Raw genomic sequence first — 17,064 nt, forward strand, 5'->3', positions numbered from 1 at the left:
ATGCCATGAAAACTAAGTCGCGCGCTACTTCAACGGGATATCCCTCCAGGCAAAAGGGCATGGTGCTGCTGGTCAGTCTGGTCTTTTTGCTTCTGTTGACGCTGGTGGGCGTCTCGTCGATGCAGAACGCGACCCTGCAGGAAAAAATGGCGGGCAGCGTGACAATACGTAATCAATCTTTCCAGATGGCAGAAGCGGTATTGCGTCTTGGTGAGTCGGCTATTCAGGTCGCGGGTTACTCATTGGCTGCCTGCACGACCACGGCCGGGTGTGCTCCTCCAACGGATTCAACGACGGTGACTGCCGCAGGCAACAGTTCGGCAGGGGTTCCATGGATAGCCGCGGGCGGGGGCTTCTATGTCATTCAGAACCTTGGCACCACCGCCTCGCCGGTCAATCGGCCGCCTAGCTGTTCGGCCAGCAGTTCCTTCACGCTTTATCGGGTGACGGCGAGCGTAGTTCAAGGGGTATCGAGAACGGTACTGGAGAGTATTTATGCCAATTGCTAGGTTGCCGGGCCGTATTCTGAAGTATGTCTACGGTGCATTACTGGCGTTGTACCTGACAGCCCCCGCTTATGCGTTTACGCCCGCGCAAGTGCCGCTGCTGAGTTCTCCGGCGGTGCCGCCGAATCTGATGCTCCTAGTGGATAACTCGGGGAGTATGTACAACATTATCTGGTCGTCGGCATTTGATCCGACGGTGAACCGTACAGAGGTCAGTTACTACTCTACGCAGTGTCTGAACGCTGCCGGGCTGATCGTATTGTGTACGACCCCAACCACCATAAGGGGAAACGACACTCTGACGGTGGGAGATATTAACGCCACTGGCGTCTTGGGCCTGTCTCTGAACTGTTTGTTAGGCGGGGTCCCCATTTTTCGCAATAACAACATGTACTGCCTGAAATTGCCTGACCCCGCAGGCAATGGCCAAACCCGCTATACCGCTAACTATCTGTCGTGGCTGATCGACTCGGTTCCTTACACGTTCCTGTTTGGCTACTACAAGGATTACACCACCGGCAATATTCCCAACGATTATCGGATGAATATCGCCAAGACTGTCGCCACCAATCTGGTGACCAACAACACTTCGTTGCGTATCGGCCTGGCCCAGTTCAATGAGCCCAACAACCTCGATCTCGGCCCTGGCGGCAGAATCTCCCGACCTGTCGCCGACCTTTCTCCGGTAACCGCCACGGTTTACCAACCCACGCCAGTGACTCAGGCACAGGCCACCACCAATATCAATAATCTGAAGAACTCTATCGCGGCGCTGACGCCATCTGCCAATACCCCGATCGCAGAAACCTATTACGAGATCACGCGTTATTTCCGGGGGATGACCTCGTACTATCCAAGTCCCCCGACGACGTATACCAGTCCGATTCAGTATCGCTGTCAGAAGAACTATGGAGTGGTGATCACTGATGGCTTGCCAACCTATGACCGGACGTTTCCCGCCAACGACCCGGATGACCTCGCTGATTCCTCTCGGTCGCTACCCAATTGGGACTTGAATGCTGCCAACGACGGCACGTTGAATGGCGACGACGAAGGCAGTACGTTTTACCTAGATGACCTGGCCAAATTCGCCTACGACATCGACATGCGCAAAGCGTCCAACGGCACTGACCTGACTGGCAAGAGCTGGGACACCACTGGGTTCAACAAGCAAAACATGAATACCTACACCATCGGTTTTACGCTGGGAGACCAGATGCTGATCGATGCTGCCGACGATAACCACGGGCGTGGCAAGTATTACCAAACGAACGACAGCTCCGGATTGACCAACGCCCTCAATCTCGCACTCAGTGATATTTATGCCAAAGCCGGTTCGGGTGGTGGCGGGGCGGCAAGTTCTTCGACGCTCACGTCCTCGACGCGGATCTATGAGACCCTGTATGACCCTGCTGACTGGCGCGGCACGATCAGGGCTTACAGCGTTAATGCAACGACAGGGGTGCAGCAAACAACCCCGGCCTGGAGTACCGACTCACAAATTACCAGCACGGCGCCCGGCCCGGCTTTCGAGTCGTGGAACACCGCCACGTTGGCAAAGATCACCCTCAACTACGCTAATTTTTCTGCGGCACAACAGACTGCGCTCAATGCAACCTTGCCCACAGGTGTTACCGGAGCGCAACTCATTGCATGGACCCAGGGCACTGCGAACGCCAGGCTGCGCACCCGTACTCGCTTGTTGGGCGACATCATCAACTCACCCCTTACGGTCGCGCAGCCTACTGAAAAGACCTCTGCGGACCTGACCGGTAATACCTCGTACTCGACGTATCTGACCACCAAAGCCGCCAACATGAACCTCAACCTGCTGGTTAATGCCAATGACGGATTCTTCAACGTCATTGACGCCAATACCGGCTCCCGCCGTTACGCGTATATGCCATCGACTGCCTTGACGTCACTCGCATCCATTGCATCGACGACTTATGGTTCCGGCGCGCATAAATTTACAGTCGACGGACAGATAGGTGTTTTTGATACCCAGATCGGGACGAATTGGTCGACCGTTGCCTATGGCGGCACCGGTACTGGTGGCAAGGCTTTCTTTGCGATCAGTCTGTTTCAAGGGAGCGCCAATAGCATCGGCGCGTTGTGGGAGGTTAAAGCCCCCGATACCTCTACGCCAGCCAACCTCTATAACAACCTCGGTTACACCTATGCAAAACCAGATGTGGCCCGTATGGCTAATGGCACCGGCATCGTCGTGGTCGGTAACGGCTATGGCAGCTTCACCGGCAACGCATCGCTGTTCGTGCTTAATGCCGCCACCGGCGCAGTGATCAGAGAAATTCCGATCCCTCCAGCCTATGCCCTGGCGGATAACGGTCTGTCCTCAGTCAAGTTGCGGGTCAATGCGCAGAACGTCGTGCAAGCAGCTTACGCGGGCGATTTGAAAGGACGCATGTGGAAGTTCGACATGAGTGGTGCGGCGGCCAGTAGCTGGGGAGTCGCCTTTGGCAACAAACCACTGTTCACCGCACCGGGTGGCGCTGCACAGCCGATCACTGTGCAGCCGTTGCTGATGGACCATCCCACGAATGGCAAAATGGTCTATTTCGGTACCGGCAAGTTTATGGAGGTCGCGGATAAAACCACCACTGCTCAGCAAGCGTTCTATGCCGTCTGGGATGCCGACACAGGTGTCGGTGACATTGTGCAAAGTGGTTTGCAGGTGCAGAACATCAATCCTGGAAGCATAAGTGGCAGCGGTGCCACGTATTACTCCACCACTAATAATGATGTGGACTGGGCATCGAAAAAAGGCTGGTATCTGCCGCTGTCCACTACCGAACCTTTTGTCGGCGAGCGGATTATCTATCCGGCGCAAACCACGCGAGGCCGTATTCTGTTTACGACTGCGGCGGTCAACTCGACCGATCCTTGTGAAAGCACCGGCACCGGCCGTGTGTTCCAGCTAGATGCTGCCAAGGGTGGGATGCTGAATTATCAGGTGTTGGATACTAACGGCGACGGCAGAATCGATTCGGCAGATGCTCGCGTGGCAGGTATCGCAATTGGGACCGGTATTCCAAACCTGGTGGCGATAGTGGCGGGGCTGTCAGGGGCCAATGATCAGATCTACGTGCTTGACTCCAGCAATAAATGGACAAGGTTAGACGCCCCTCCCAATGGCGGAGGTAACAGTAACGTTTACCAACGCATCATGTGGCGGCAAATACAGTAGGAATACGGCGTATGCGCAGTAGATCAACAGGCTTTACCTTGATGGAACTCATGATCGTCGTGGCGATTGTCGGTATTCTTGCCGCCATCGCCTACCCCAGCTACACGGAGTATGTGAGGCGTACCCACCGGGCGGAGATTGCGAGCCTGTTGACTGAGCAGGTGCAGGCGCTGGAGCGTTACTACTCACGAGCCACTCCTTCCGCCACTTATGTTGGAGCTACCGTATCCGGGGGAAACAGTTACTACAACATCGTACCAGAGCTGAATGCGAGCTTTTTCAAACTGTCGGCTACGGGCAAAGATATGATGGCCAATGACAAGTGTGGTGTTTTCACAATTACCAATACCGGTAAACTCGATAACGAGGGCGCCGCCAGCGGTGTGACTCGCAAAGACTGCTGGGGCCGCTGATCTCCTATTTTTCTGATGAGTATTAGATGTCCAGGCAGGTTGTGATTGTTGGCGGTGGTGTGATCGGTCTGTTGACTGCATTTAACCTCGCATCCGAAGTTGAACAGGTGATCCTTCTGGATCGCTCTGATGTAGGGCAAGAGTCTTCCTGGGCGGGCGGCGGCATTGTTTCTCCCCTTTATCCCTGGCGTTACAGCTCTGCTGTGACAGCGCTGGCGCATTGGTCGCAGGATTTCTATCCACAACTTGCCGAGCGTCTGCTTGCACAGACAGGCGTCGACCCTGAAGTTCACACCACCGGGTTGTACTGGCTGGATCTGGATGATGAGCAGCAAGCGCTGGAGTGGGCGATTCGCGAGGGGCGCCCGTTGAGTTCGGTGGACATCTCTGCGGTTCACGATGCGGTGCCCGTGCTGGGGGAGGGCTACACACGAGCCATCTATATGGCTAACGTCGCTAACGTGCGCAATCCCCGGCTGGTCAAATCCCTTAAAGCCGCATTGCTGGCGCTGCCTAATGTCACCCTTCATGAACAATGCGAAGTCTTGGGCTTTGTCCGCGAAGGAGATCGGGTCTTGGGTGTGAGCACGTCTTCCGGAGATATTCTCGGCGATCAGGTGGTTCTGGCGGCCGGGGCCTGGAGTGGTGAGTTGCTCAAGACGCTTGGCCTTGAGCTGCCGGTCGAGCCGGTAAAGGGCCAGATGATTCTGTACAAGTGCGCAGAGGATTTTCTACCGAGCATGGTGCTTGCCAAGGGGCGATACGCGATCCCCCGACGCGACGGGCATATTCTGATCGGGAGCACGCTGGAGCACGAAGGCTTCGACAAGACGCCGACTGATGTCGCGCTGGAAAGTCTCAAGGCGTCTGCTGTAGAGCTGCTGCCTGCGCTGGCTGATGCTCAAGTGGTGGGTCATTGGGCAGGACTGCGTCCGGGCTCACCTGAAGGCATTCCTTACATTGGGCCGGTTACAGGTTTTGACGGGCTGTGGCTCAACTGCGGGCATTACCGAAACGGTCTGGTCCTTGCCCCCGCGTCCTGCCAGTTGCTGGCGGACCTGCTGGTCGGACGTGAACCTGTCATTGATGCCGCGCCGTATGCGCCGACGGGTAGATTGGCTGGGCTATGACTCGTTATTCGATCCGGCGCTGTCGTGCGGCAAACACGGACCTGTAGGAGCGCACGAGCACCGCGAGGCCGCGATAACGGAGTATCAGACAGGACGCCATCGCAGCCTTCGGCAGCTCCTGCTGGTCACTTGTCGTTGCATACCCAATTTAGAGCCCTCTACTCCAAGCCCAACTTTTTCAACCGATAACGCATCGAGCGAAACGTCAGGTTCAGGCGCTGTGCCGCTGCGGTGCGGTTCCAGCGCGTTTCTTCGAGGGCTTGCAGAATCAGTTTGCGCTCGATGCTTTCCAGATAATCTTCAAGGTTGTCGATGTCGGCGAGGTTAGCGCCGTCTTGCTCGGGGGATGCTGACGGCTGCGCCAGACGCAGGTCGGCTACATTGATCTGGTTGTTTTCGCACAAGGTATAGGCGCGCTCGAGAATATTTTCCAGCTCACGCACGTTCCCCGGAAAACGGTAACTCTTGAGTGCCTCAAGCGCTTGCGGGGCGAGTTGCGCAACGGCTTGTGAAGATTCGTCTGCCAGGCGCTTGAGTACGTGAGCGGCCAGTTGTTCGATGTCTTGCCGACGTTCCCGCAACGGGGGCACTTGCAGCTCGATGACGTTCAGCCGGTAATACAAGTCCTGACGAAAGCGCTGAGCGCTGACTTCGACCTGCAGGTCTTTGTGCGTGGCGCACAGCACGCGTACGTCCACTACCAATTCCTGCTGAGCACCCACGCTGCGTACCGATTTCTCCTGTATCGCCCGCAGCAGTTTTACCTGCATGGTCAGCGGCAGGTCGGCAACTTCATCAAGAAACAGCGTCCCACCGTTGGCCGCCTGAAACAGCCCCGGTTTATCCTCATGTGCCCCGCTGAAGCTGCCCTTGCGATGGCCGAAGAATTCGCTCTCCATCAACTCGGAAGGAATAGCGCCGCAGTTGACCGGGATAAACGGCCGTTCGGCGCGGGGCCCTTGCTCATGAATCAGGCGGGCTACGCGCTCCTTGCCACTGCCCGATTCGCCACTGATATAGACCGGAGCCTGGCTGCGCGCCAGCTTGTCGATTTGCTGGCGCAGAGCCTGGATGGGCGGCGAGTCGCCAAGCAGGCGACGAGCAATGCCCGGCGCAGGCTGACTTGGCGGGGTGAGTCGCAGCGCGCTGCTAACCAGTTCCCGCAGTCGGTTCAGGTCCACGGGTTTGGTGAGGAAATCAAAAGCCCCGGCCTTCAAGGCATGAATCGCAGTGTCCAGGCTGCCATGTGCAGTAATCATCGCGACGGGTGTGAGGGGATGGCGCTGCTGGATGTGCTGCACCAGTTCAAGGCCAGTGCCGTCGGGCAGGCGCATGTCGGTCAGACACAGATCGAAGGGCTCACGGGCCAGCCAATCCATGGCTTCCTTGACGTTGCACGCACTGCGGGTATCGAGTTTCATCCGGCCTAGAGTGATCTCCAGCAGTTCGCGGATGTCCGGCTCGTCGTCGACTATCAGGATTTTTTGCCGCTGGCTCATGTTCAACTCAACTTCAACGGATGGGCAAAAGTGATGCGCAGACAACTGCCGCCACCTTCCCGAAATGTGTAGTCCAGATGTGCCTGATTGCTTTCGCAAAGCTCCCGTGAAAGATAAAGACCCAGGCCTGTGCCTTTGCTCTCTGTTGTGAAAAAGGGTTCAAACATTTTCGTCATGTGTTCATGAGGGACGCCGGGTCCATCATCGAGTACTTCCAGAATTGCTTGATCACTGCGTGGCTCCTGAAACAGGCGGATCCACACTTGTGCGTGTTCATGGCTTTTACCACTGTAGCGCATAGCGTTTTGCACGAGGTTGTTGAGGACCTGATTCAACTGCTCGGCATCCATACGCGTGGTGAGCGGAGCCGGGGTTATTTGCAGGTGGATTGATTGATGGGCGGGCAGCCGACTGCGAGTCTCCTCGACAAACTGTTCCAGCCAGATCTTCAGATCCAGTAATTGCGGCTCGGCATGGCGTTGGCGGGACAGCTGCAAAACGTTTTCGATGACGCGATTCATGCGCTGTGATTGCTCATGGATGATCTGCCCCAGGCGATGATCGGCGCTGGTCAGTTCTTCCGACTCATTGAGCAATTGCGCGGCATGGCTGATGGCGCCTAGCGGGTTACGGATTTCGTGGGCAATACCTGCCGTCAGACGGCCTAGCGCGGCGAGTTTCAGTTGCTGAGCCTGTTGCGATATCTGCGACAGATCTTCAAGAAAGATCAGGGTCTGGCGCTGATCGCCGCGGTTAAGCGCAGCGAAGCCCGGTTGCAGGACCGGCCCGTTGGGTGACACTGTAATACTTTGTGGAACCAGTGCGGGATTGATCAGCCACTGCCGCAGCCCTGTTACCAACTGCGGCGAATAAGTGTCGATAATCAAGCCGGTCAGCTGTTCGTGGCCGAGCAGATTCAGTGCACTCTGATTGGCCAGTAACACACGACGACGGGCGTCCAGTACCACGATGCCGGTGCGCATGCGTTGCAGAATCAGGGCGTTGAGTTCTTCGAGATTGTCCACATCGGCAGCGCGTTTTTCGGCCAGTGTCTCGCTGATGTGCAAACGTCGGGTCAGGGCCTGAACCAGCAGGGCTGCCGCAAAGCACAGCGCGCCCAATGAGCCGGCCTGTAAGTAGTGACTTGCCACCGTGGGGTTGCTGAAACTGATGTAAAACGTCAGATAGATGATGCCAATGGCTGCAACGGCAGCAATCAGCAAGCCGATGCGGCCGCGAAGCAATACGTTGCTGATGGCGACGGAAGCGATCAGGACGTTGCCGATACCGCTGGGCGGCCCACCTCCGGCATAGAAAAGCGCCGATAGCAGCAGCGCGTCGGCCATTGCCAGGACGAACAGTTGTGCCTGACGATTGGGGCGCTCCAGCAATACAACGATCAGGATGTTGAAGACCAGATACAGCCAGCAACCGGCGCGAAACAGGTTGGGGTTGGCCATTTCCAGCAGTTCGGTGTCCAGACTGCTGGAAATCAACAGCACCAACATGATGCCGATGGTTAATCGATAGAGGTTATACAGACGCAGAATGCGCTGGGCCTGAAGGCTGCCCAGCGAAAGTGTTTCAGCGATCACGAGTCGCAGGGCCTTCCAGGCGATGTGCTTCGCTGCAGTACCATTGCTGGCCTTGGTTCAAGGCTCTGTCCTGAGGTAAATGGACGCCGCATTGGGCGCAGCGGACCATTGGCGCAGCGACCTCTTCTGGTGGCCGGGCAGTGCGACGTGGGGCTGGCGGGTTGAGCAGACGCTTGATGAACCACACAACCGCCGCGATCAGCGCGACCCACATAAGTAAGCGAATCATGATTTCCAGCTTAGTGATTGGAGATTTTGCAGTGTAGCGAAGGAGAGCGGGTTATGTCTCTGTGGGAGACCAGCCACTTGAGACAGGACTTACTCGGCCCACTACGCTGCTAAGCAATATTTGGCAGGGTGCTAATGCTGCGACTGTCAACAAACGAAACCTGATCTGGAATACGGTTCTGTAGGAGATCACGAGCACCGCGAGGCAGCGATGTCGGTCTGTCTGATAAACCGCTATCGCGGCCTCGCGGTGCTTGCGCTCCTACAGGCCCACCGTTTGGCGCGATGTACACCAAGACAGCTCCTGAAAAAGCGGGTAATCCCGGGCACAAAAAAAGAGGCCCTCAGGCCTCTTCTTTGTTAACGCGGATGTCAGTCGAACACACCAAACGTCATGTAGCTGAACCAAGAGCGGTCGTTGTTGCCTTGCGCTTCGTGTTCCTGCTCGTCGAGCTCTTCCTGATTTTCTGGCAGCAGCTCACGCGGGATGGCTTGCTTGGCGTCTTCGTACTGCTTGATCACGTCCTGGTTGGCGCGGGTTTCGCCCGGCGGCAGCGGCGGATTGCTTTCGATCAGACCCAGTGTTGCCTTGGACAGCCACGAGCGGTTGTCTGCTTCGTCTTCACGCGGTACGAACTGACCGTCCACCAGTTGCGGGTGGTTAGGGTAGTTGGCTTTGAGCACTTCCAGGCTGGTAGCTGCCAGGTCGTCCAGATGCAGGCGCTGATAGGACTCGACCATTACAGCCAGGCCATCACCCACGGATGGGGTTTCCTGGAAGTTTTCGATCACGTAACGGCCACGGTTAGCGGCGGCTACATAGGCCTGACGGGTCAGGTAGTAGTCGGCTACGTGAATTTCGTAAGACGCCAGCAGGTTGCGCAGATAAATCATGCGCTGCTTGGCGTCCGGCGAATAACGGCTGTTCGGGTAGCGGCTGGTCAACTGAGCGAACTCGTTGAAAGAGTCGCGGGCGGCACCCGGGTCACGTTTGGTCTGATCCAGCGGCAGGAAGCGCGCCAGCAGGCCCACGTCCTGATCGAAGGAAGTCAGGCCTTTCATGTAGTAGGCGTAGTCGACGTTCGGGTGCTGAGGGTGCAGGCGGATGAAGCGCTCGGCAGCAGATTTTGCGGCCTCCGGCTCACCGTTCTTGTAGTTCGCGTAAATCAGTTCGAGCTGTGCCTGATCAGCATAGCGACCGAATGGATAACGCGACTCCAGTGCCTTGAGCTTTTCAGTGGCGGTCGAATAGCTGTTGTTACCCAGGTCGGCCTGCGCCTGCTGGTACAGCTCGACTTCGCTCAGGTTTTCGTCAATCACTTCCTTCGACGAGCAGGCAGCGGTGAGTGCGAGGATGGCTATCAGCAGCAGGTGTTTCACTTGCATGGCGGCTTGCGTCCCTATAACGGTCGCTGTCTTGGGCGTGACCGTCCTGTTATGATGAGCACCCCGCGGAACCCCCGGGGCAAAAGACGCCGTATTTAACCACAAGCGCGCTGCCGAAACCAAAGGCTAGCCGCCACCTAGTCTGGCCATGTCCGAAAATATAGAACTTCGCGCAGAGGTGCCGTCCGAATTGGGCGGTCAACGCCTCGATCAAGTCGCCGCACAATTATTCGCTGAGCACTCGCGCTCGCGCCTTTCTGCCTGGATCAAGGACGGCCGTCTGACGGTGGACGGAGGCGTATTGCGTCCTCGTGACATCGTACACGGCGGTGCTGTTCTGCAATTGATTGCAGAGCAGGAGGCGCAAGGCGAGTGGCTCGCTCAGGACATCGAACTCGATATCGTCTACGAAGACGATCAGATCCTTGTCATCAACAAACCTGCCGGTCTGGTCGTGCATCCCGCTGCCGGTCACGCCGACGGCACGCTGCTCAATGCCTTGCTGCACCATGTACCGGACATCATCAATGTGCCGCGGGCCGGTATCGTGCACCGTCTCGATAAGGACACCACCGGTCTGATGGTGGTCGCCAAGACGATTCAGGCGCAGACCCAGCTCGTGACGCAACTGCAAAGCCGTACCGTCAGCCGCATCTATGAATGCATCGTGATCGGTGTCGTCACTGCAGGCGGCAAGATCGACGCGCCGATTGGCCGTCACGGTCAGCAGCGTCAGCGCATGGCTGTGATGGAAGGTGGCAAGCAGGCGGTGAGTCACTATCGCGTGCTTGAGCGTTTCCGTTCCCACACGCATGTGCGGGTCAAACTGGAAACCGGGCGTACTCACCAGATCCGCGTGCACATGGCGCACATCAACTATCCGTTGGTGGGTGATCAGGCCTACGGCGGCCGCTTCCGTATTCCGCCAGCCGCCAGCGTGACCATGGTCGATTCGTTGAAAACCTTCCCGCGTCAGGCGCTGCATGCACGTTTCCTGGAGCTGGATCATCCGACCACCGGTAAGCGCATGAGCTGGGAATCGCCATTGCCTGACGATTTCGTCTGGCTGCTGTCGCTGCTCAAGCAGGATCGCGAGGCGTTCATCGGGTGAGTGACTGGCTGATTCCTGACTGGCCCGCGCCTGCGGGGATCAAGTCCTGCGTCACGACCCGTAATGGCGGCGTCAGTCTGGCGCCGTTCGACAGTTTCAATCTGGGCGATCATGTGGATGACGATCCACACGCCGTCGCGGCCAATCGCCTGCGTCTGACGTCAGAGCTGCAGATTCAGGCCGCCTGGCTCAAACAAGTGCATGGCGTGGTGGTGGCTGATGCTGATCCGGGTCAAGTGGTCGAGGCTGACGCCAGCTGGACTGCAACCCCGGGCGTTGCCTGCACCATCATGACTGCTGATTGCCTGCCTGCTCTTTTCTGTGATCGGGCCGGTACTCGCGTGGCTGCGGCTCATGCCGGGTGGCGCGGATTGGCAGCTGGAGTGCTGGAGGCTGCTGCCGATAGCCTGCAAGTGGCACCCGAGAACATCATGGTCTGGCTTGGTCCTGCCATCGGCCAACCGTCCTTTGAAGTGGGCGCGGAGGTTCGCGAAGCTTTTATAGGCACGCATCCGCAAACCGACGCTGCTTTTATGCCCAGCAAAAATTCGGGTCGGTTCATGGCCGACATCTATGCCCTCGCTCGCTTGAGATTGGCAGCCCACGGAATTACTGCCGTGTACGGCGGTGGCTTCGATACCTTCACTGATCCTCGCTTCTACTCCTACCGCCAAAGCGCCCGGAACGGTCGTTTTGCGTCGCTGATCTGGATCGATCGAGGCTGATTTTTTCGTCTGCTGCGACTAGTCTCTAGGTGCAGTGAGTGCTCTGGCCCTTAGCGAATGAATTCGCCCCACAGAGAATTTTTCTGTAGGAGTGAGCTTGCTCGCGATAGCGCTAGATAAACCGATAATTTATCGACTGACATACTGCTATCGCGAGCAAGCTCACTCCTACAGGGTCTGGTGTTTGCTGCGAGGCGTAGGGGGCGGGGGAGACAATCCATTCGCCAATCGATCGTTCAGATGTCCCACTGCAATGCTGATCTGCATCAATTAAATTCAGCTTGAATCTCACGCAAACGCCCGCATGTACTTGGGCATCCAGCAGGTTTTTTTCATAGGTGTGTTTATTTGCTCCGGCCTGCTTATATAGGAAGGTGACTAATGCGTATCGATAGATTGACCAGCAAGCTGCAATTAGCGTTATCTGATTCCCAATCCCTGGCGGTAGGTCTCGACCATCCGGCCATTGAGTCTGCGCACCTGATGCAGGCATTGCTTGATCAGCAGGGCGGCACCATCAAGCCGCTGCTCCTGCAAGTGGGCTTCGACATCAACAGCCTGCGCAAAGAATTGAGCAAAGAGCTCGACCAACTGCCGAAAATCCAGAACCCGACGGGCGATGTGAATATGTCGCAGGATCTGGCGCGTCTGCTTAACCAGGCAGATCGTCTGGCGCAGCAGAAGGGCGACCAGTTCATCTCCAGTGAGCTGGTCTTGCTGGCGGCCATGGACGAAAACAGCAAGTTGGGTAAATTGCTGCTCGGCCAGGGCGTCAGCAAGAAGGCGCTTGAGAATGCCATCAGCAACCTGCGCGGTGGCTCGGCCGTCAACGACCCCAATGTCGAAGAGTCGCGCCAGGCACTGGATAAATACACCGTCGACCTGACCAAGCGTGCCGAGGAAGGCAAGCTCGACCCGGTGATCGGCCGTGACGACGAAATTCGTCGGACCATTCAGGTGCTGCAGCGCCGGACCAAAAACAACCCGGTGCTGATCGGCGAACCTGGCGTGGGTAAAACCGCCATCGCGGAAGGTCTCGCTCAGCGGATCATTAATGGTGAAGTGCCAGATGGCCTCAAAGGCAAGCGTTTGCTGTCGCTGGACATGGGCGCGCTGATCGCCGGTGCCAAGTTTCGGGGTGAGTTCGAGGAACGCCTGAAATCGCTGCTCAATGAGCTATCCAAACAGGATGGCCAGATCATCCTGTTCATCGACGAATTGCACACCATGGTCGGCGCCGGTAAAGGCGAAGGCTCCATGGATGCGGGCAACATGCTCAAGCCTGCCTTGGCGCGTGGCGAGCTGCACTGCGTCGGCGCGACCACGCTCAACGAGTATCGCCAATATATAGAGAAGGACGCGGCTCTTGAGCGGCGCTTCCAGAAAGTGCTGGTGGATGAGCCGAGCGAGGAAGACACCATCGCGATCCTGCGTGGCTTGAAAGAACGCTACGAAGTTCACCATAAAGTCGCGATCACTGACGGTGCGATCATTGCGGCGGCCAAGCTGAGCCACCGCTATATCACCGATCGGCAGTTGCCGGACAAGGCCATCGACCTGATCGACGAAGCGGCCAGTCGTATTCGTATGGAAATCGACTCCAAGCCGGAAGTGCTCGACCGCCTTGAGCGCCGCTTGATCCAGTTGAAGGTTGAATCCCAGGCATTAAAGAAAGAAGACGACGAAGCCGCGATCAAGCGCCTGGAAAAACTGCAGGAAGAAATTGTCCGTCTGGATCGTGAATACGCTGACCTGGAAGAAATCTGGACTTCAGAGAAAGCCGAAGTCACCGGTTCTGCGCAGATCCAGCAAAAGATCGAACAGTCGCGTCAGGAGCTGGAAGCGGCTCGTCGCCGTGGTGATCTGAACCGCATGGCTGAATTGCAGTACGGGATCATTCCGGACCTGGAGCGCAGCCTGCAAATGGTCGACCAGCACGGCAAGCCTGAGAATCAGTTGCTGCGCAGCAAGGTGACCGAGGAGGAGATTGCCGAAGTCGTCTCCAAGTGGACCGGGATTCCGGTATCGAAGATGCTCGAAGGCGAACGCGACAAGCTGCTGCGTATGGAAAGCCTGCTGCACCAGCGCGTTATTGGTCAGGACGAAGCCGTGGTTGCGGTTTCCAACGCGGTACGTCGTTCTCGTGCCGGGTTGTCTGATCCGAATCGCCCAAGTGGTTCGTTCATGTTCCTCGGCCCAACGGGCGTCGGTAAGACCGAGCTGTGCAAGGCGTTGGCGGAGTTCCTCTTCGACACTGAAGAGGCGATGGTGCGTATCGACATGTCCGAGTTCATGGAGAAACATTCCGTGGCGCGGTTGATCGGTGCACCACCAGGCTATGTAGGTTATGAAGAGGGCGGTTATCTCACTGAGGCAGTCCGTCGCAAGCCGTACTCCGTTATCTTGCTGGACGAGGTGGAGAAGGCGCACCCAGACGTCTTCAACATCTTGCTGCAAGTGCTGGAAGACGGCCGTCTGACCGACAGCCACGGCCGGACAGTGGATTTCCGCAATACCGTGATCGTCATGACCTCCAACCTGGGCTCGGCGCAGATCATTGAGCTTTCGGGGGATCGCGAAGCACAGCGCGCGGCGGTGATGGATGCGGTAAGCAACCACTTCCGTCCGGAGTTCCTGAACCGTATCGACGAAGTGGTGATCTTCGAGCCGCTGGCCCGTGATCAGATCGCAGGCATCACGGATATTCAACTGGCGCGCCTGCGCAGTCGTCTGACCGAACGCGAGCTGAAACTGGAGCTGAGCCCTGAGGCGATGGATAAACTCATCGCGGTGGGTTACGACCCGGTTTACGGCGCTCGTCCGCTCAAGCGTGCGATCCAGCGCTGGATCGAGAACCCGCTGGCACAGTTGATCCTGTCGGGTGGTTTGATGCCGGGCTCCAGCGTCACCGGCACAGTGGTAGACGACGAAATCGTCTTCAACTGATGGGGTTTGCAGTTCAGGCTCGCCAGCGGTGTGCTATCGCAGGTGGGCCTGGCGCTGCTGATTGTTGGATTTGCGAGGGCTTAAAGGCCATCTGAAAAAAAATCGCAAATCATTGTCTTAAAAGCAATTTAAGGGGTTGACACCTCTTTTTAAAATTGTAGAATAGCGCGCCTCAGAGACGTGAACGCAGCGATGCAAACACATCGAAGAGGTTGAATTAACAAGTTAACAGCGCGTTAGTTCAGAGCAGTAAGTTGTAGAAGTTGCATCTGAAATCGATACGTTCCGCGATAGCTCAGTTGGTAGAGCAAGTGACTGTTAATCACTGGGTCCCTGGTTCGAGTCCAGGTCGTGGAGCCAGATTTCAAAATGTAGCTGTATCGGGGTATAGCGCAGTCCGGTAGCGCGCCTGCTTTGGGAGCAGGATGTCAGGAGTTCGAATCCCCTTACCCCGACCATTTTTGGGTCGTTAGCTCAGTTGGTAGAGCAGTTGGCTTTTAACCAATTGGTCGTAGGTTCGAATCCCACACGACCCACCATTTTTGGCCTCAGTAGAAATACCGGGGCCGAATCTTATAGATCTGATGCCATTCGCATCAAATCGCAGACGGCTTGTTGAGGCGTCTTTAAAAAGTTTCACCCGGGGTATAGCGCAGTCCGGTAGCGCGCCTGCTTTGGGAGCAGGATGTCAGGAGTTCGAATCCCCTTACCCCGACCATCTTCACAAAAAAGCCTGATTTAAGCCTGGTGCTCAAATCGGGCTTTTTTGCGTCTGCGTTTTGGTGCGGGAATGGGGTCGCGTGAAGTTGTGAGTAAGCGCGGCAAACGGTCGGCCTGTAAGAGCTGCCGAAGGCAGAGATGACGCTGTATCAGGAGGAATGTTTCACAGCCTTCAGCAGGTCCTGCACGGCTGTCTTCAATCTTGAGATGGTCCCAGAGATGGCTTGCCAAGGGTCAAAATACACGGCGTCAAATTAATCGCGGCGTTTAAAGTCGACTGGTGCCAACGCGTCTAAATCAACCTTTTGAACGCGCCATCGCAAGAAATTTCAAAAAGTTCCGCGTCAGTTTGTAACTATATGTTACATAAATTTCCCCTTTTTCACACACCTTATCTTCTCATGAACTCCGCAGGAGGATGGGAATTCTTCCTGTTTCTACTACGAATTCTGCGTGCAATAGGGCCGCGTCATTCATCTAGAGCGTTCGCTTGTTCCCTCCTTAAAAACCAGGTCGCCAGATTTATGGCGCCAAAGGGGTGTCGTTTTTTTCTTTTTCATCCGTTAACAATAGAGTTAATCGATTCAGCGAATCGATGCTCCCAAAAACAAGAACTCAACGGATTTCACCTGTAGCCGGGTGGGGCTTTGGCATGGCAGCCGAAGCAGAGAAATTAAAACTATTGGAATTACGAACGCTCGGAGGCTGTCATGGGTGCGCAAACCAAGATTCTGGATATCGAAGAGTTCAAGGTCTATACCGAAACTTACTGGAAGAGTGACAACGCCAAGACCGTTTTACTGGTCAATGGCGCGCTGTCGACCACTGGCTCGTTTGGGCAGACGGTCAAGTACCTGGAGCCGCACTTCAATCTGGTGCTGTTCGATTTGCCCTTTTCCGGGCAGTCCAAGGCTCACAATCCTGGCGATACGATTGTGACCAAGGAAGATGAGGTCAGAATTCTTCTTAATCTGATTAATCGCTTTAAAATCAATTACTTGATCTCTGTTTCCTGGGGTGGTGTGTCTGCGTTGCTGGCGCTGTCCGAATCGCCGGCATCGGTGGAAAAGGCGATCATCAGTTCGTTCTCTCCAGTGCTCAACGAACCCATGCTGGACTACATCGACAAGGCCCAGATCTACCTCGCTGCACGAGAAAAACGAAAAATTGGTTCGTTGCTCAATGACACCGTAGGCAAATACCTGCCGCGTCTTTTCAAACTTTATAACTACAAGCACTTGATCAGCCTTGCTGAACATGAATACGGTCAGATTGACTTTCATATCAGCCAGATCCGCAAACTAAGTGCCAGTAATTACGTTGAGCGCTTTTCATCCATCAAGATTCCTGTGTTGTTCGTCAATGGTGAAAAAGACGAATACACGACGGTTGAAGACGCCCGCAGTTTCTCCACCTACATCTCGCAAAGCAGCTTCAATGTGGTGCCTGATACAGGACACTTTCTTGATCTTGAGAGCAAGGCAGCGTGGCTGAACTCGCAGAACACTGTGCTGGGGTTTCTCGGTGCGAAGAAAGAACAGAGTCTGGTATGGCCTGAATCTGCAGCGCTTGCTTGAGGGCTGGGACGGCCCTTGGC

12 protein-coding genes and 4 tRNA genes are annotated in these 17,064 nt (G+C 56.1%); 12 read left to right on the forward strand and 4 right to left on the reverse strand.

Annotated elements, in window-relative coordinates; translation table 11 throughout:
* Nucleotides 1-5 precede the first annotated feature (5 nt).
* The 4 genes from AUC60_RS22060 to thiO are packed head-to-tail and all read left to right on the forward strand — an operon-like array spanning nucleotide 6 to nucleotide 5,257.
* Nucleotides 6-509, forward strand: coding sequence for a pilus assembly PilX family protein (locus tag AUC60_RS22060; protein ID WP_238599621.1), 504 nt, complete (start codon nucleotides 6-8; stop codon nucleotides 507-509).
* A complete protein-coding gene (locus AUC60_RS22065; protein ID WP_087272714.1) occupies nucleotides 496-3,714 on the forward strand; it encodes a pilus assembly protein in 3,219 nt (1,072 codons plus the stop codon). The genes AUC60_RS22060 and AUC60_RS22065 overlap by 14 nt, the downstream gene beginning before the upstream one ends.
* Before the next feature lie 11 nt (nucleotides 3,715-3,725).
* Nucleotides 3,726-4,127: a type IV pilin protein gene (locus tag AUC60_RS22070; RefSeq protein WP_087272717.1), complete on the forward strand. Its 402-nt coding sequence runs from the start codon at nucleotides 3,726-3,728 to the stop codon at nucleotides 4,125-4,127.
* Between the two features lie 26 nt (nucleotides 4,128-4,153).
* On the forward strand, nucleotides 4,154-5,257 hold the full coding sequence (gene thiO, locus AUC60_RS22075; RefSeq protein WP_087272720.1) for a glycine oxidase ThiO: 1,104 nt from the start codon (nucleotides 4,154-4,156) through the stop codon (nucleotides 5,255-5,257).
* Nucleotides 5,258-5,415: 158 nt separating this feature from the next.
* Here thiO and AUC60_RS22080 read toward each other — a convergent pair whose 3' ends face one another.
* From AUC60_RS22080 to AUC60_RS22095, 4 genes are all read right to left on the reverse strand, one after another.
* Entirely contained in the window at nucleotides 5,416-6,756 is a 1,341-nt protein-coding gene (locus AUC60_RS22080; RefSeq protein ID WP_087272723.1) for a sigma-54-dependent transcriptional regulator, read from the reverse strand.
* Between the two features lie 2 nt (nucleotides 6,757-6,758).
* A complete protein-coding gene (locus tag AUC60_RS22085; RefSeq protein ID WP_087272727.1) occupies nucleotides 6,759-8,351 on the reverse strand; it encodes a sensor histidine kinase in 1,593 nt (530 codons plus the stop codon).
* On the reverse strand, nucleotides 8,341-8,580 hold the full coding sequence (locus AUC60_RS22090; protein ID WP_087272729.1) for a PP0621 family protein: 240 nt from the start codon (nucleotides 8,578-8,580) through the stop codon (nucleotides 8,341-8,343). The genes AUC60_RS22085 and AUC60_RS22090 overlap by 11 nt, the downstream gene beginning before the upstream one ends.
* A gap of 371 nt (nucleotides 8,581-8,951) precedes the next feature.
* On the reverse strand, nucleotides 8,952-9,965 hold the full coding sequence (locus AUC60_RS22095; protein ID WP_087272732.1) for an outer membrane protein assembly factor BamD: 1,014 nt from the start codon (nucleotides 9,963-9,965) through the stop codon (nucleotides 8,952-8,954).
* Between the two features lie 148 nt (nucleotides 9,966-10,113).
* Here AUC60_RS22095 and rluD point away from each other — a divergent pair, with 148 nt between their 5' ends.
* The 8 genes from rluD (at nucleotide 10,114) to AUC60_RS22135 (ending at nucleotide 17,044) form a co-directional block, all read left to right on the forward strand.
* On the forward strand, nucleotides 10,114-11,076 hold the full coding sequence (gene rluD, locus AUC60_RS22100) for a 23S rRNA pseudouridine(1911/1915/1917) synthase RluD (RefSeq protein WP_087272735.1): 963 nt from the start codon (nucleotides 10,114-10,116) through the stop codon (nucleotides 11,074-11,076).
* Nucleotides 11,073-11,801 (forward strand): peptidoglycan editing factor PgeF, encoded by a 729-nt coding sequence (pgeF, locus tag AUC60_RS22105; protein ID WP_087272738.1) that lies wholly within the window; start codon nucleotides 11,073-11,075, stop codon nucleotides 11,799-11,801. The genes rluD and pgeF overlap by 4 nt, the downstream gene beginning before the upstream one ends.
* 381 nt (nucleotides 11,802-12,182) lie before the next feature.
* Entirely contained in the window at nucleotides 12,183-14,747 is a 2,565-nt protein-coding gene (gene clpB / locus AUC60_RS22110) for an ATP-dependent chaperone ClpB (protein ID WP_087272742.1), read from the forward strand.
* A 284-nt stretch (nucleotides 14,748-15,031) separates the two neighbouring features.
* Nucleotides 15,032-15,107 (forward strand) — tRNA-Asn (locus AUC60_RS22115).
* Nucleotides 15,108-15,128: 21 nt separating this feature from the next.
* A tRNA-Pro gene (locus AUC60_RS22120) sits at nucleotides 15,129-15,205 on the forward strand.
* Between the two features lie 5 nt (nucleotides 15,206-15,210).
* Nucleotides 15,211-15,286, forward strand: a tRNA-Lys gene (locus AUC60_RS22125).
* A 102-nt stretch (nucleotides 15,287-15,388) separates the two neighbouring features.
* Nucleotides 15,389-15,465 (forward strand) — tRNA-Pro (locus AUC60_RS22130).
* Between the two features lie 712 nt (nucleotides 15,466-16,177).
* Nucleotides 16,178-17,044 (forward strand): alpha/beta fold hydrolase, encoded by an 867-nt coding sequence (locus AUC60_RS22135; protein ID WP_087272745.1) that lies wholly within the window; start codon nucleotides 16,178-16,180, stop codon nucleotides 17,042-17,044.
* Nucleotides 17,045-17,064 lie beyond the last annotated feature (20 nt).

The organism is Pseudomonas caspiana, from assembly GCF_002158995.1.
GTDB classification, from domain to species: Bacteria; Pseudomonadota; Gammaproteobacteria; order Pseudomonadales; family Pseudomonadaceae; genus Aquipseudomonas; species Aquipseudomonas caspiana.